We start from the raw sequence: 14,734 nt of genomic DNA on the forward strand, positions 1-14,734 counted from the left end.
TTCAGTCCTGGTCGCCGCTGGTGGCGAGCAGGGCGTCCACGCGGGAGTCGTCCTCCTCGCTCCAGTCCGGGAGAGTGCCGGTGTCACCGCGCCCCCGGCGGTGCACGAGGGACGGTTTCGCCACCTCGCGCAGGTGCCGGACGGTTACGCACGGGGCCGCCTCGATCGCGGCGAGCGCACGCGCGGCGCGCAGCAGAACGATCTCCCCACGGTGCCCGGCGAGCTGGAAGCCCTCGGCGAGCGCGGCGCAGCCCTCGTACACGTCGTCCCCCCAGGTGGTGTCCCCGAGGCGCAGCCGCGCCGCGTTCAGCTCGTTCCTCTTTTCGGCGTCGGCCCGCAGCGCCTCGGCCATGAACTGCGAGTTTGGGTCTCCGCGTTCGGCCTCGAACCGCAGGACCGTCTCCACGATGCGCCGCCGCTGCCCGGCCTGGGACTCGGACTCGACGGTGGCCACCAGGCCGAAGCGGTCGAGGAGTTGGGGCCGCAGTCCGCCCTCGTCCGGGTTCATGGTGCCGACAAGGGTGAACTCCACGTGCTGGGTCTGTTCGGAGCGGTGGTCGCGTTCCAGGGCGAGGATGCCGGTGGAGGCTGCGTCCAGGATGATGTTGACCAGGTAGTCGTCGAGCAGGTTGATCTCGTCCACGTACAGCATGCGGGCCTTGGAGCGGGACGCCTGGACGAGCAGGCCGTCGGACTTGCGCGGTTTGCCCCGCATGAGTTCCTTGATGCGCCAGCCGCCCAGCACCCGGTCGTCCGTGGCGCCGATCGGCATCGTCACCGGGAGACCGCCGACCGCCATCTTGGTGAAGGCGCGCACGGTCGTGGTCTTGGCGGTACCGCGCTGCCCGGTGGCGAGGACGCCGCCCACGGCCGGGCAGACGTACGCGATCTCCAAGGCGGTACGCAGTTCCTTCTGGCCGACGATCAGGGCGTACGGCAGGACGGTGTCGAGCGCGGCGGCCTCCTGGGCGGCGTCGAGGTCGCGCTCGTCGTCGTCCTGGGCGGCGTCGAGGTCGCGCTCGTCGTCGTCCTGGGCGGCGGAGGTGTCGTGCATCTCGTCGCTCCCCGTCCCGGCATCGTGGCGTGTGTCGTCCGTCATGGCTGCTGCCCCTGTCCGCCGGTGGTCACCGGACCGGCCTCGGCGGTGTACCGGAAGCCGGGCGGCAGCGGCACGCCCTGACGCCACAGATCGCACCACCGGGCCGCGATCTCCCGCTCCTGGGCGGGGTCTTCGGGAACCTTCACGCCCAGGGCCTGCAGAAGGGCGAACCTGTGCAGGTCAAAGGCGACGTGCAGGGACTCGCCGTAGGCCATGGCCGCCTGCACCGCACCCCGGTACGCGATCCACGACACGGCAAGCGGTACCAGAGCCAGCGCCAGCCACCAGCCCGTGCGGGCGAGCACGCCCGCCGCGACCAGCGCGGTGACCGCCGTCGTCACGGCCATCCGGGCCGCGCCGTCCACCGTGTCCCGCCGGTCGTCGACCACCACCCGCGTCTGCTCGCCCAGCAGCGGATACAGGCGTGGCCAGGCCACGACGGCGTCGTAGCCGAACGCGCGGCCCGCGGTGTCCTCGGCCGCGGCGAGGGCGTTACCCAGGGCGGTCGGGCGGACCAGGTGGTCGAGGAGCGGATAGCGGCGGCGCAGTTCGGCGCCGGCGACGCCCGCCCGCTGGACGGCGTCCGGTCCGATGACGGAGGCGGGAACGGTCCAGGAGCTCGGTGAGCCGGGCGGGAACGGGCCGACGGCGGGCAGCGCCGCCCGCGTCTGCCAGGCCGCCTTCCGCGCCAGCTGCCGCCCCCGTGCCCATCCGGCGCCCAGCCGCTCGGGCCATGCCCCTTCGACCAGCCGGACCACGGCGTTCTGCAGTGGGGCGAGGAGTACGGCGACGAGTGTGACGCCGAGTACGAGGACCAGCACCTCGCCCACGCCCAGCGCCGCGGCCGTCGCCCAGGCCCTGCCGAAGCTGAGGCCGCCGCCGGCCGGGGGGAGCCAGGCGCGGGCACCCGCCCATAAGAGCAGCACGACGAAGAAGACCGCGGCGTAGGTCGGCAGGTAGCCCACCAGGAAGAAGCGCCGTCCCGCCGCGAGCCCGGCCGGCGGCTGCATCGAGGCCCCCAGCTTCATCGCACCAGCTCCATGGCCCCGTGGGCGGCCGGGCAGCGCGGCAGGAGCCGCGCATCGTGGTACGAGCGCGCCACGCCCTCTCCGCACACCCGGCACACGAACAGGACGATCCGGTACTGCGTCGACGTGCCGAGCAGCCCCGCGCGGTCTCCCGCGCCCCAGTCCGCGCCGCCGGAGGCGCCCGGCGCGGGGCCCCCGGCGACCCCTAAGGACTCGCGTACGCGCGCGTGGCTGCTGATCCCGGCGACGGCCCCGTCCGGCCGCCCCGCGACGCGGATCGCGATGCCGCGGTACTCCGGGTGTTCCCGGAAGAGCGTGTCGAGCCGGCGGGCGATCTCCGGGGCCCGCTGTCCGTCCGGATCGACGTCGATGGCCGTCTCGTAGTCCGTGAGGCCGGCGTCGAGGAGTCCGCCGTACACCTCTCGCGCCCAGTCGATCACGTCGTCGTCAGACACTGGCCACCCTCCTGCCCCCGCGGTGCGGCCACTCCACGACGTCCCCGGTCGTGGCGTTCACAGCCGCGATTGTAGAGAGACCGGCCCCCGGCAGGGGGAGCATTGCCCCAACTTCGCGGGCACGGTTCTCGGCGCCGTCGGGCGCCGTCAGTGGCCTCGGCTACGGTTCGTCCATGGCTGCCCGTACGAAGACCACCAAGGACCGTCCGTCCTACCGCTGCACCGAGTGCGGCTGGCAGACGGCCAAGTGGCTCGGCCGCTGCCCCGAGTGCCAGGCATGGGGGACGGTCGAGGAGTACGGAGCGCCCGCCGTCCGTACGACGACGCCGGGGCGCGTCACCACCTCCGCCGTGCCGATCGCCCAGGTCGACGGGCGGCAGGCCACCGCGCGTCCCACGGGTGTGCCCGAGCTGGACCGCGTGCTCGGCGGCGGTCTCGTGCCCGGCGCGGTCGTCCTCCTCGCGGGCGAGCCCGGCGTCGGCAAGTCGACGCTCCTGCTCGACGTGGCGGCCAAGTCGGCGAGTGACGAACACCGCACGCTGTATGTGACGGGCGAGGAGTCCGCGAGTCAGGTGCGGCTGCGCGCCGACCGCATCAAGGCCCTCGACGACCACCTGTATCTCGCCGCCGAGACCGATCTGGCGGCCGTGCTCGGCCACTTGGACGCGGTCAAGCCGTCCCTGCTGATCCTCGACTCCGTGCAGACGGTGGCCTCGCCGGAAATCGACGGTGCCCCCGGCGGCATGGCGCAGGTGCGGGAGGTCGCGGGCGCCCTGATCCGGGCGTCGAAGGAGCGCGGGATGTCCACGCTGCTGGTGGGCCACGTCACCAAGGACGGGGCCATCGCCGGGCCCCGCCTCCTGGAACACCTCGTGGACGTCGTCCTGCACTTCGAGGGCGACCGGCACGCCCGCCTCAGGCTCGTACGAGGTGTCAAGAACCGCTACGGGGCGACGGACGAGGTCGGCTGCTTCGAGCTGCACGACGAAGGCATCACGGGCCTCGCCGACCCGAGCGGCCTCTTCCTGACCCGGCGCGCCGAGCCGGTGCCGGGCACCTGCCTGACCGTGACCCTGGAGGGCCGCCGTCCCCTGGTGGCCGAAGTCCAGGCGCTCACCGTCGACTCGCAGATCCCCTCCCCCCGGCGCACCACGTCGGGCCTGGAGACCTCCCGCGTCTCGATGATGCTCGCCGTACTCGAACAGCGGGGCCGGATCAGCGCCCTGGGCAAAAGGGACATCTACTCCGCCACAGTCGGCGGCGTGAAGCTCTCCGAGCCGGCCGCCGACCTCGCGATCGCCCTCGCGCTGGCGTCGGCCGCGAGCGACACCCCCCTGCCCAAGAACCTCGTCGCGATCGGCGAAGTGGGCCTCGCGGGCGAGGTGAGGCGGGTCACGGGCGTCCAGCGCCGGCTCACCGAAGCACACCGCCTGGGCTTCACGCACGCCCTGGTACCGGGCGATCCCGGCAAGATCCCGCCCGGCATGAAGGTGCTGGAAGTGGCGGACATGGGGGACGCCCTCAGCGTCCTTCCGCGCTCGCGTCGCCGAGACGCCCCACGGGAGGCGGAGGACCGCCGGTAGACTTTGCCCTGGTCTCGCCCGTCCGTACGAACCGAGCGTGCGAAACGGGAGCGCCTGAAGAACCTGCGACCGGAGGAGTGCAGTGGCAGCCAACGACCGGGCAGCAGCTCCCGGAAAGTCCGGTGGGAGTTCCGGTGCCGATGGCCTGATGCGCGCCTCACTGAGCGCCGTGGCACCCGGCACGGCCCTGCGCGACGGCCTCGAGCGGGTTCTCCGCGGCAACACCGGCGGCCTCATCGTGCTCGGCTCCGACAAGACCGTCGAGACCATGTGCACGGGCGGATTCGTCCTGGATGTCGAGTTCACCGCCACCCGGCTGCGCGAGCTGTGCAAGCTGGACGGCGGCATCGTGCTGTCCGCGGACCTGTCGAAGATCCTGCGGGCCGGGGTGCAGCTGCTCCCGGACCCGACGATCCCCACCGAGGAGACGGGCACCCGGCACCGCACCGCGGACCGGGTCAGCAAGCAGGTCGGCTTCCCCGTCGTCTCCGTCTCCCAGTCCATGCGGCTGATCGCGCTGTACGTCGACGGTCAGCGCCGCGTCCTGGAGGACTCGGCGGCGATCCTGTCCCGCGCCAACCAGGCCCTGGCGACCCTGGAGCGCTACAAGCTGCGCCTCGACGAGGTCGCGGGCACGCTGTCGGCGCTGGAGATCGAGGACCTGGTGACCGTCCGGGACGTCTCCGCGGTCGCGCAGCGCCTGGAGATGGTGCGCCGGATCGCCACCGAGATCGCCGAATACGTGGTCGAACTGGGCACGGACGGACGCCTGCTCGCCCTCCAGCTCGACGAGCTGATCGCCGGCGTGGAGCCGGAGCGCGAGCTCGTCGTGCGGGACTACGTCCCCGAGCCCACCGCCAAGCGCTCCCGCACGGTCGACGAGGCCCTGTACGAGCTCGACGCCCTCACCCACGCCGAGCTCCTCGAACTGTCCACGGTGGCCAAGGCGCTGGGCTACACCGGCTCGCCGGAGGCACTCGACTCGGCGGTGTCCCCGCGGGGCTTCCGCCTGCTGGCGAAGGTGCCGCGGCTCCCGGGCGCGATCATCGACCGTCTCGTGGAGCACTTCGGCGGCCTGCAGAAACTGCTCGCCGCCAGCGTCGACGACCTGCAGACAGTGGACGGCGTCGGCGAGGCCCGTGCCCGGAGCGTCCGGGAGGGCCTGTCGCGACTGGCGGAGAGCTCGATCCTGGAGCGGTACGTCTAGGACCTGTCCGGGCGCTCACGGCGGAGGAAGGCGGCGGCCCGTCGGTTCCGGTGAGCGGGGTGTGGTGCGTGCGGCTGCAAGGCGGAGGAGGGCGTCGACGCGGAGCGTCGGCAACCGACGACACTGCGGCAGATGTGCGTGCCACACCCCGCGTCTCCGCCGTGACCGGCCGGACAGGTCCCAGGCCCTGTCGTCACATTCCCGCCCGCCCCGCGACGCCGTACTCGGGCTTTCGGCCGGTGCGGCGAGTGGGGGCACCTGCCACGCCCTTAGGGGGGAGCGTGCCGGGCGTCGCGACGGGGCGAACCGTGGCTGACGCGGCACTGGCTCCCGTTCCCAGGCCTTGTCATGGCCGGGGCCGGTTCGCGCTAGTCCTTCTCCAGCACGAACGACGTCCGTGCCTTCGCGTAGCCCGGCGTCTTCGCCTCCACCAGATACGTCCCCGCCGCGGCCGACCCCGCCGGAGGCGTCGCGCACTGGGCGGCGCTCGGCTTGCGGTCCCACTTCACGGTGTACGTGATGCTGCTGCCTGCGGGCACCCGGAACAGCCGGCTTCCGGAGGCCTCGGGGCAGTCGGCGGAGGACCAGTAGGTGTCGTCGGCGCCCGCCTGAGTGATCGTCAACACCGTGGTCTTCGGGCCGAGGTCGACCTTGCAGTCGCTGCCGGAGGAGTTCTTCGCGGTCAGCTCGACGGCGGGCGTCCGGCCGGGCTCGTACGAGTTCCGGACGCTGCGCAGGGTCAACGTGACCTTGCTCGCCGTGCAGTTGGGCAGGGTCGAGCCGGCCGGAAGCACGTCGCCCGTACTGACGCCGCCGGTCGTACCGCCCTCCGAGCCGCCGCCCGCGGACCCGTCACCGGACCCGTCCGAACCGCCGGAGTCACCGGACCCGGAGCCGGAGCCCGATCCGGAGCCCGAACCCGGTCCCGACCCGCCGGAGTCCCCGCCGCCCGACTCGTCACGCCCGCCCGGGGCTTGGCTGATCGCCGGTCCGGAGCCGGACGGCCCCGGGGTGATCGACGGCGCGGGATTCTTGCCGTTGGAACCGTCCGCGCCGTTCTTGCCGCCCGGGCCGCCCGAGCCGAGCACCCAGGCGATCAGCAGCGCCAACAGGGCGAGCACGGACAGCAGTACGGCCCTCCGACGCCAGTAGATGGAGGAGGGAAGCGGCCCGACAGGATTGCGCAGAGATCCCACGGCGCAAACTGTACGAGAGATCGGCTCGTTCGCCCGCCCCACCCGCCGCCCGGGCCACAACTTTTCCGGATCATCATCCCGGACGCCCCGCCCGCGCCCCGGGGGGTGGCGCTCCTGCCGACCCCCCGCTCTCTCGTGGGAGGATCGGAAGGCCATGACTGCGCCCATGAAGCCCCCGCACACCAGCCCCTCCGACGCCCTCTCCGGCTCCTCGCAGGGAGAGGACCTCCACGCCCCCGTCATCGACTGGTTCGAGGCGCACGCCCGTGATCTGCCGTGGCGGCGGCCCGAGGCCGGGCCGTGGGGTGTGATGGTCAGCGAGTTCATGCTGCAGCAGACACCGGTGAACCGGGTGCTGCCCGTCTACGAGCAGTGGCTGGCCCGCTGGCCCCGCCCCGCGGACCTCGCCGCGGACGCCCCTGGCGAGGCCGTCCGCGCCTGGGGCCGGCTCGGCTATCCGCGCCGCGCCCTGCGGCTGCACGGCGCCGCCCTCGCCATAACGGAACGGCACGACGGCGACGTACCGACCGACCACGCGCAGCTGCTCGCGCTGCCCGGCATCGGCGAGTACACGGCCGCGGCCGTCGCCTCCTTCGCCTACGGACAGCGGCATCCCGTCCTGGACACCAACGTGCGCCGGGTGTTCGCGCGGGCCGTCACCGGCGTCCAGTACCCGCCGAACGCCACCACCGCCGCCGAACGCAGGCTCGCCCGCGCACTGTTGCCCGGGGACGAGCGGACCGCCGCCCGCTGGGCCGCCGCCTCCATGGAGCTCGGCGCGCTCCTGTGCACGGCCAGGAACGAGACCTGCCACCGCTGTCCGATCGCCGCGCAGTGCGCGTGGCGGCTGGCGGGCAAGCCGGAGCACGACGGGCCGCCGCGCCGCGGCCAGACCTACGCGGGCACGGACCGTCAGGTCCGCGGCAGGCTGCTGGCCGTCCTGCGGGAGGCGCACGGGCCCGTCCCGCAGGCGGCGCTCGACCGGGTGTGGCACGAGCCCGTGCAGCGCGCACGGGCGCTGGACGGCCTCGTCGCGGACGGTCTGGTGGAGCCGCTGCCGGATGGTCTGTATCGGCTGCCGCTCGCACCGCCGCATGCCAAATCGCCCTGAACCAGAGCTAATCGGTGCGCCTCTCCACCCCGTTCCTCCTTCCGTTACACAACCGACGGACAGCCGAGTGCTGGCCGCGCGCTGCCTCGGACAGCGCCGTGACAACCGCTCCGTAGCTTCATTGCCATGCCGCACGGACCGCGGCACGCAGGCAACGAGGGAACCGGCAGCAGGCGGGCCGGAAAACGGGGACGGAGGCGGTTGATCATGGCGCAGGGCGAGGTGCTCGAATTCGAGGAGTACGTCCGCACCCGGCAGGCCGCGCTGCTGCGCAGCGCCCGCCGGCTCGTCCCGGACCCGATCGACGCGCAGGACCTCCTGCAGACGGCGCTCGTGCGGACGTACGGCCGCTGGGAGGGCATCTCGGACAAGCGGCTCGCGGACGCCTATCTGCGCCGGGTGATGATCAACACGCGGACCGAGTGGTGGCGGGCCCGCAAGCTGGAAGAGGTCCCGACCGAACAGCTGCCGGAGGCACCCGTCGACGACTCCACCGAGCAGCACGCGGACCGCGCCCTGCTGATGGACGTCATGAAGGTGCTCGCTCCCAAGCAGCGCAGTGTCGTGGTGCTGCGACACTGGGAGCAGATGTCAACGGAGGAGACGGCCGCCGCCCTCGGCATGTCGGCCGGAACGGTCAAGAGCACGCTGCACCGGGCGCTCGCCCGGCTCCGCGAGGAGCTGGAGAGCCGCGATCTGGACGCACGCGCGCTGGAGCGTGAGGAGCGGGAGCGTTGCGCGGCCTGACCTGCGCCGGGCCGACACCGGCCCGAGGGACCGTCCAGGCGGCGATCACGGCAATGGCCGTGCTCGCCGCCCTCGCCCTTTCTCTCTCCGCCTGCGCCACCGGCGGGACCGGCGCCCGCGACGAGGGACCGGCCCACGCCCACTCGGTGGTGGGCGGGGCGGCCTCGCCCGCCTCTGCCGCTCCCACCAGCACCCCCGAACGGGTGGACGCGGTCCGGCTGGTGAAGGCCGATCCGCGGGTCTCGGCGGAGGTCAAGCGCGAGCTGAAGCCGTGCGTGGGCGACGAGTACCCCGTCGACGTGTCGTACGGCAAGCTGACCGGTGCGTCGGCCGAGGACGTCGTGGTCAACGTCCTGACCTGCAGTGACGCGGTCGGAGTCGGCTCGTACGTGTACCGCGCGGACGGCGGACGGTACGAGAACGTGTTCAAGTCCGAGGAGCCTCCGGTCTACGCCGAGATAGACCGGGGCGCCCTGGTGGTGACCAAGCAGGTGTACGAGAAGGGCGACCCGGTGTCGAGCCCGTCCGGCGAGGACGTGATCACGTACGCCTGGATCTCGGGCCGCTTCGTCAAGAAGTACAGCACCCGCACCGAATACAGCAGCGCTGTCGGGGGCGAGCCCTCGCCCGTCCCCGACAATTGAGCCGCGGATCTCCCGCGGACGTGAACCGATCGGGCCGCCCGGTCCGATCAACCGATGACGGGTCCACGAGCGTCCGTTCACGTGCAACGGCGGAAACGAGAGGCGAGAGCAGCGGGATGGCAGACCAGACCCACGTTCTGTTCGTCGAGGACGACGACGTCATCCGCGAGGCGACCCAGCTCGCCCTGGAGCGGGACGGCTTCGCGGTCACCGCCATGCCCGACGGGCTGTCGGGCCTGGCGGCGTTCCGTGCGGACCGCCCCGACATCGCACTCCTGGACGTCATGGTTCCCGGCCTCGACGGGGTCAGCCTCTGCCGCCGTATCCGGGACGAGTCCACCGTCCCGGTGATCATGGTGTCGGCGAGGGCCGACTCGATCGACGTGGTGCTGGGTCTGGAGGCCGGCGCCGACGACTACGTGACGAAGCCCTTCGACGGTGCCGTCCTGGTCGCCCGGATCCGCGCCGTGCTGCGCCGCTTCGGTCACGCCGGCGGCGGCTCCCGGACGGACGACTCCACCTCCACGGCGGACGGCAGCGTGCTCACCTTCGGCGAACTGGAGATCGACACCGAGGGCATGGAGGTGCGCCGGGCCGGACATCCGGTGGCGCTGACGCCGACCGAGATGCGGCTGCTGCTCGAGTTCTCCTCCGCGCCGGGCACGGTCCTGTCGCGCGACAAGCTCCTGGAGCGCGTGTGGGACTACGGCTGGGGCGGTGACACGCGCGTGGTCGACGTCCATGTGCAGCGACTGCGCACGAAGATCGGCCAGGACCGGATCGAGACGGTCCGCGGCTTCGGCTACAAGTTGAAGGCCTGAGCAGGGGTAGCAGAAGTATGCGGGGGATCTTCCGACGCCCGGTCCCAGAACGCCCGGGCAAGCCCACGGGGCACGGACGACAGCTCGGCACGGGCATGCGCACCGGTCTGCGGTGGAAGCTCAGCGCGGCCATCGCGCTGGTCGGCGCGCTGGTGGCGATCGCGCTCAGCCTGGTCGTGCACAACGCGGCCCGGGTCTCGATGCTGGACAACGCGCGCGACCTCGCGGACGAGCGCGTCCAGATCGCCCAGCGCAACTACGAGCTGTCCGGGCGGGCGAACTTCCCCAACATCAAGATCGACGACTCGGCGCTGCCGGGCGCGCTGCGGCAGAAGGTCGAACAGGGCCGCCGGGCCACCTACGTCACCGACCGGGCCGGCAGCGGGCCGGACATCTGGGCCGCCGTGCCGGTCAAGGACGGCCATGTGCTGTCCCTGCACACCGGGTTCACCGACCGCAGTACGGACATCCTCAACGACCTCGACCAGGCCCTCGTGATCGGCTCCATCGCCGTCGTCCTCGGCGGCAGCGCGCTCGGCGTGCTGATCGGCGGTCAGTTCTCGCGCCGGCTGCGCAAGGCGGCGGCCGCGGCCAACCAGGTCGCCAAGGGCGAGCCGGACGTGCGCGTCCGGGACGCCATCGGCGGGGTCGTACGGGACGAGACCGACGACCTCGCGAGCGCGGTGGACGCCATGGCGGACGCGCTGCAGCAGCGGCTGGAGGCCGAACGCCGGGTCACCGCCGACATCGCGCACGAGTTGCGCACGCCGGTGACCGGGCTGCTGACCGCTGCCGAACTGCTGCCGCCGGGCCGGCCGACGGAGCTGGTCCTGGACCGGGCGAAGGCCATGCGCACCCTCGTCGAGGACGTCCTGGAAGTGGCCCGCCTGGACGGCGCCTCCGAGCGGGCCGAACTGCAGGACATCCTGCTGGGCGAGTTCGTCAGCCGGCGGGTGGCGGCGAAGGACCCGGCGATCGAGGTGCGCGTGGTGCACGAGTCGGAGGTCACCACCGACCCCCGGCGCCTGGAACGCGTGCTGTTCAACCTGCTGGCCAACGCGGCACGGCACGGCAGGCCGCCGATCGCGGTCACCGTCGAGGGCCGGGTCATCCGCGTGCGCGACCACGGCCCGGGCTTCCCCGAGGACCTGCTCGCCGACGGCCCGAGCCGCTTCCGGACGGGCAGCAGGGACCGGGCCGGACACGGTCACGGCCTCGGCCTGACCATCGCGGCGGGCCAGGCCCGGGTGCTGGGCGCCCGGCTGACCTTCCGCAACGTACGGCCGGCGGGGGCGCCGGAGCACATGCCGGCGGAGGGGGCCGTGGCGGTGCTGTGGCTGCCGGAACACGCGCCCACGAACACGGGCAGCTACCCGATGCTGCCGTAGGGCCTTTCTCCAAAGGTCACCCAGGCAGTCGTCCGTCCGGGTGCCGCATCCTGTCCGTACGGCGCATGGTGGCAGACCAGGCCGAGGGCCCCCGGGGCGGACGCCGTCCGGGGGCCCTCGGTTCACGTCGGTTCAGACGGCCTCGATCACCGTGCGCTGCGCCGCCGCCTCGTCTGCCGAGCCCTCGTCCTTCTGCGGCCCCGCCCCCTTGAGCGGAACCTCCTTGACGAACACGGCCGCCACCAGCGCGACCAGTGCGACGACCGCTCCCAGCAGGAACGCCGAGTGCGTTCCTGCCGACACCGCGTGCTGGTACGCCTCGCGAGCGCCGTCCGGCAGCTTCGCCAGGCTCGCCGCGTCCAGCTGCGCGGACTGCTCCGTCACCTTGGAGCCCAGCGCCCCGGCCCGCTCGGCCATGACGTCCTGGACCCGGTTGTTGAACAGCGCGCCCATGATGGCGACACCGAAGGAGGAGCCGAGCGTGCGGAACAGGGTGGTGGACGACGACGCCACGCCCATGTCCTTCATCTGCACGCTGTTCTGCGCGACGAGCATGGTGATCTGCATCAGGCAGCCCATGCCGAGACCGACGACGGCCATGAACAGACCGGAGGTGAACCGGCTGGTACCGGTGTCCATCAGCGACAGCAGGTACAGCCCGACGACCATCAGGACGCTGCCGACGACCGGGAAGACGTAGTACCGGCCGGTGTCCGTGGTCACCCGTCCCGCGACCATCGAGGTGACGAGCATCGCGCCCAGCATCGGCAGGAGCAGCAGCCCGGAGTTGGTCGCGGAGGCGCCCTGCACCGACTGCTGGTACAGCGGCAGGAAGAGCGTCGCGCCGAACATCACGAAGCCGGTGATGAAGCCGATGACCGACATCAGCGTGAAGTTGCGGCTGCGGAAGACGTGCAGCGGCACGATCGGCTCGGCGGCCCTCGTCTGCCAGAACACGAACCCGACGAGCGCGGCGACGCCGATCCCGATGAGCTCCATGATCCGCGCGGACGACCAGGCGTACTCCGTACCGCCCCAGGTGGTCACGAGCACGACGGAGGTGATGCCCACGGTCAGCAGCCCGGCGCCCAGGTAGTCGATCCGCGCCTGCGAACGCTTCTTCGGCAGGTGCAGGACGGCGCTGATCGCGGTGAGCGCCACCACACCGAGCGGCAGGTTGATGTAGAAGGACCAGCGCCAGCCCCAGTTGTCCGTGATGGTGCCGCCCACCAGCGGACCGCCGATCATCGCGAGCGCCATAACGCCGGCCATCATGCCCTGGTACTTGCCGCGTTCCCGCGGCGGAATCAGGTCACCGATGATCGCCATGACGCCGACCATCAGACCGCCCGCGCCGAGGCCCTGGACCGCGCGGAACCCGATGAGCTCGCCCATGTTCTGGGCCATGCCGCTGAGCGCCGAGCCGATCAGGAAGATCACGATCGAGGTCATGAAGGCGCCCTTGCGCCCGTACATGTCGCCGAGCTTGCCCCAGATCGGCGTGGAGGCCGCGGTGGCGAGGGTGTACGCGGTCACGACCCAGGAAAGGTGTTCGAGTCCCCCGAGCTCGCCGACGATCGTCGGCATCGCCGTGCCCACGATCATGTTGTCGAGCATCGCGAGCATCATCGTGATCATGAGCGCGAGCAGGACGACCCGGACGCTCCTGGGCCGTTTCTCCGTCCCCGCCTCAACCGCAGCCGTGTCCGCCATCGTTGCCACTCCCCTGGGCACTTCCCCGTCCGGTCACTTACTTGCCGACCGGCTAGTTGACTAGACTGGGAAGGTAGCCCCGCAACTAGCCGGGCGTCAAGTAAGTTTCTCGAGGGTGCGAAGATGGGCGACACGATGGACGGCACCAAGCAGCAGCGCCGCGGAAACACCCGCCAGCGCATCCAGGACGTGGCGCTGGAGCTCTTCGCCGAACAGGGCTACGAGAAGACCTCCCTGCGCGAGATCGCCGAGCGCCTGGACGTGACCAAGGCGGCGCTCTACTACCACTTCAAGACCAAAGAAGAGATCATCGTCAGTCTCTTCGAGGACCTGACGCGGCCGATCAGCGAACTGATCGAGTGGGGACGGCAGCAGCCGCACTCCCTGGAGACGAAGCACGAGCTCGTACGCCGCTACAGCCAGGCCCTGGCCGAGGCCGCCCCGCTCTTCCGCTTCATGCAGGAGAACCAGGCGACGGTACGGGAGTTGAGCATCGGCGAGTCGTTCAAGAGCCGCATGCTGGGCATGCGCGACATCATCGTCGACCCGGACGCGGACCTGGTCGCCCAGGTCCGCTGCGTCAGCGCCCTGTTCACGCTGCACGCCGGGATGTTCCTCCTGCACGACCTGGAGGCCGACCCCCAGGAGAAGCGCGAGGCCGTCCTCCAGGTCGCGATCGACCTCGTGACCCAGGCCCACCAGGGTTCCTGAGTGCCTTTCGGGCCGGCGTCTTTCTGCCGAGTGCCCTTCGGACCAGTGCCCTTCGGACGTCCTTAGACCGTCACGCCCTTGGCGCGCAGGAAGGCGACCGGGTCGATGGCCGAGCCGTAGTTCGGGGTCGTACGGATCTCGAAGTGCAGGTGCGGCCCACTGGAGTTGCCGGTGTTGCCGGACCGGGCGATGTGCTGGCCGGTCCCGACGACCTGGCCGACGCTCACGTCGATGCGCGAGAGGTGGGCGTACTGCGAGTAGGTGCCATTGCCGTGCTTGATGACGACGGCGTTGCCGTAGGCGGGGCCGTCACCGGCGCCGTTGCCGCCCGCCTTGACGACGGTGCCGCCGTGCGCGGCCATGACGTTGGTGCCGCTCGGCACAGCGAAGTCCTGCCCGCTGTGGGTGGACTGCCACATGCCGCCGGCCTGCGCGAAGCTCGCGGAGAGCGTGTACTTCTTCACCGGGTCGACCCAGGAGACGGCCTTCTTGGCGGCGGCAGCCTTCTTGGCGGCCGCTGCCTTCTTGGCAGCGGCGGCGGCCTGGGCCTTCGCCTTCGCGGCCGCGGCGGCCTTGGCGGCCTTGGCGGCCTTGGCCTGCGCGGCGGCCTGCGCCTGGACGGCGTTCGCGGTGGTGGCGGCCGGGGTGGTGGCCGCGCTCGTGTCGGCGGCGGCCGCGACCCCGGCCCCCAGTACGGCCGTAGCCCCCAGGCCGGCGGCCAGTACGGCCGCACGAGTGCGGAGCCGGGACGTACGGGAAGAACGGGACGAGACACGCTGGGACATGGAAACCTCATGGGGACGGGGACAGAAAAGCCACCCGGCGCACGGACACCCGCCGAATGGGCCATCCCTTGGTAACCCCACGCCCCGCGGACTCCCAAACCCCCCGTCTACGACTGAAGCTAGTACTCCCTGTCAAACATCACCTCTTCTTGACAGAGCCCCCATCTGGGACGAATACGCCCAGTACAGCAGGATTCATCTCGACCACCTGAACTAAATGTCCCTTTTGCCCAACTAGGCCCAGCC

Annotated in this window: 14 protein-coding genes; 8 read left to right on the plus strand and 6 right to left on the minus strand. The window is 71.7% G+C overall.

Annotated features, from left to right (window positions below; all coding sequences use genetic code 11):
- Position 1: 1 nt before the first annotated feature.
- From ACZ562_RS04110 to ACZ562_RS04120, 3 genes are read right to left on the minus strand one after another with little or no spacing between them, the layout of a single operon-like run.
- Positions 2 to 1,099, minus strand: coding sequence for an AAA family ATPase (locus ACZ562_RS04110; protein WP_471174055.1), 1,098 nt, complete (start codon positions 1,097 to 1,099; stop codon positions 2 to 4).
- Entirely contained in the window at positions 1,096 to 2,127 is a 1,032-nt protein-coding gene (locus tag ACZ562_RS04115) for a hypothetical protein (protein WP_471174059.1), read from the minus strand. Before ACZ562_RS04115 ends, ACZ562_RS04110 begins: the two co-directional genes overlap by 4 nt.
- A complete protein-coding gene (locus ACZ562_RS04120) occupies positions 2,124 to 2,582 on the minus strand; it encodes a hypothetical protein (RefSeq protein WP_471174062.1) in 459 nt (152 codons plus the stop codon). Before ACZ562_RS04120 ends, ACZ562_RS04115 begins: the two co-directional genes overlap by 4 nt.
- A 173-nt stretch (positions 2,583 to 2,755) precedes the next feature.
- On the opposite strand from ACZ562_RS04120, the gene radA reads away from it, so the two are divergent.
- A complete protein-coding gene (radA, locus tag ACZ562_RS04125; protein ID WP_471174064.1) occupies positions 2,756 to 4,165 on the plus strand; it encodes a DNA repair protein RadA in 1,410 nt (469 codons plus the stop codon).
- A gap of 82 nt (positions 4,166 to 4,247) precedes the next feature.
- Complete coding sequence (gene disA, locus ACZ562_RS04130; protein WP_471174066.1) at positions 4,248 to 5,372, plus strand: DNA integrity scanning diadenylate cyclase DisA; 1,125 nt, start codon at positions 4,248 to 4,250, stop codon at positions 5,370 to 5,372.
- 368 nt (positions 5,373 to 5,740) lie between these two features.
- On the opposite strand, the gene ACZ562_RS04135 is transcribed toward disA, so the two are convergent.
- Positions 5,741 to 6,568 carry a hypothetical protein gene (locus ACZ562_RS04135; RefSeq protein ID WP_471174068.1) on the minus strand — a complete coding sequence of 276 codons (828 nt, stop codon included), beginning with the start codon at positions 6,566 to 6,568 and terminating at the stop codon, positions 5,741 to 5,743.
- Positions 6,569 to 6,722: 154 nt separating this feature from the next.
- Between ACZ562_RS04135 and ACZ562_RS04140 the strand changes: the two genes are divergently transcribed.
- The 5 genes from ACZ562_RS04140 to cseC all read left to right on the plus strand — a co-directional run bounded on the left by ACZ562_RS04140 (position 6,723) and on the right by cseC (position 11,279).
- Positions 6,723 to 7,679: an HhH-GPD family protein gene (locus ACZ562_RS04140; protein WP_471174070.1), complete on the plus strand. Its 957-nt coding sequence runs from the start codon at positions 6,723 to 6,725 to the stop codon at positions 7,677 to 7,679.
- 207 nt (positions 7,680 to 7,886) lie between these two features.
- Positions 7,887 to 8,426 carry a SigE family RNA polymerase sigma factor gene (locus tag ACZ562_RS04145; protein WP_471174071.1) on the plus strand — a complete coding sequence of 180 codons (540 nt, stop codon included), beginning with the start codon at positions 7,887 to 7,889 and terminating at the stop codon, positions 8,424 to 8,426.
- Positions 8,414 to 9,070 (plus strand): hypothetical protein, encoded by a 657-nt coding sequence (locus tag ACZ562_RS04150; RefSeq protein ID WP_471174073.1) that lies wholly within the window; start codon positions 8,414 to 8,416, stop codon positions 9,068 to 9,070. Before ACZ562_RS04145 ends, ACZ562_RS04150 begins: the two co-directional genes overlap by 13 nt.
- Positions 9,071 to 9,186: 116 nt before the next feature.
- Complete coding sequence (cseB, locus tag ACZ562_RS04155) at positions 9,187 to 9,891, plus strand: two-component system response regulator CseB (RefSeq protein WP_471174075.1); 705 nt, start codon at positions 9,187 to 9,189, stop codon at positions 9,889 to 9,891.
- Positions 9,892 to 9,908: 17 nt separating this feature from the next.
- Positions 9,909 to 11,279, plus strand: coding sequence for a two-component system sensor histidine kinase CseC (cseC, locus tag ACZ562_RS04160; RefSeq protein WP_471174077.1), 1,371 nt, complete (start codon positions 9,909 to 9,911; stop codon positions 11,277 to 11,279).
- Between the two features lie 132 nt (positions 11,280 to 11,411).
- Here the strand turns inward: cseC and ACZ562_RS04165 are convergent, their stop codons facing one another.
- Positions 11,412 to 12,992 carry an MDR family MFS transporter gene (locus ACZ562_RS04165; RefSeq protein ID WP_471174079.1) on the minus strand — a complete coding sequence of 527 codons (1,581 nt, stop codon included), beginning with the start codon at positions 12,990 to 12,992 and terminating at the stop codon, positions 11,412 to 11,414.
- A 123-nt stretch (positions 12,993 to 13,115) separates the two neighbouring features.
- Here ACZ562_RS04165 and ACZ562_RS04170 point away from each other — a divergent pair, with 123 nt between their 5' ends.
- A complete protein-coding gene (locus tag ACZ562_RS04170) occupies positions 13,116 to 13,703 on the plus strand; it encodes a TetR/AcrR family transcriptional regulator (protein WP_471174081.1) in 588 nt (195 codons plus the stop codon).
- A gap of 62 nt (positions 13,704 to 13,765) precedes the next feature.
- On the opposite strand, the gene ACZ562_RS04175 is transcribed toward ACZ562_RS04170, so the two are convergent.
- Positions 13,766 to 14,488, minus strand: coding sequence for a M23 family metallopeptidase (locus ACZ562_RS04175; protein WP_471174083.1), 723 nt, complete (start codon positions 14,486 to 14,488; stop codon positions 13,766 to 13,768).
- Between the last annotated feature and the right edge of the window lie 246 nt (positions 14,489 to 14,734).

Source organism: Streptomyces sp. NPDC040410, from assembly GCF_055595715.1.

Bases quoted from the DNA above. Each gene is read 5' to 3' on its own strand.
- ACZ562_RS04145 (WP_471174071.1), top strand. From the start codon at position 7,887: ATGGCGCAGGGCGAGGTGCTCGAATTCGAGGAGTACGTCCGCACCCGG.
- radA (WP_471174064.1), top strand. From the start codon at position 2,756: ATGGCTGCCCGTACGAAGACCACCAAGGACCGTCCGTCCTACCGCTGC.
- ACZ562_RS04110 (WP_471174055.1), bottom strand. From the start codon at position 1,099: ATGACGGACGACACACGCCACGATGCCGGGACGGGGAGCGACGAGATG.
- cseC (WP_471174077.1), top strand. From the start codon at position 9,909: ATGCGGGGGATCTTCCGACGCCCGGTCCCAGAACGCCCGGGCAAGCCC.
- cseB (WP_471174075.1), top strand. From the start codon at position 9,187: ATGGCAGACCAGACCCACGTTCTGTTCGTCGAGGACGACGACGTCATC.
- ACZ562_RS04165 (WP_471174079.1), bottom strand. From the start codon at position 12,992: ATGGCGGACACGGCTGCGGTTGAGGCGGGGACGGAGAAACGGCCCAGG.
- ACZ562_RS04115 (WP_471174059.1), bottom strand. From the start codon at position 2,127: ATGAAGCTGGGGGCCTCGATGCAGCCGCCGGCCGGGCTCGCGGCGGGA.
- ACZ562_RS04140 (WP_471174070.1), top strand. From the start codon at position 6,723: ATGACTGCGCCCATGAAGCCCCCGCACACCAGCCCCTCCGACGCCCTC.
- ACZ562_RS04175 (WP_471174083.1), bottom strand. From the start codon at position 14,488: ATGTCCCAGCGTGTCTCGTCCCGTTCTTCCCGTACGTCCCGGCTCCGC.
- ACZ562_RS04170 (WP_471174081.1), top strand. From the start codon at position 13,116: ATGGGCGACACGATGGACGGCACCAAGCAGCAGCGCCGCGGAAACACC.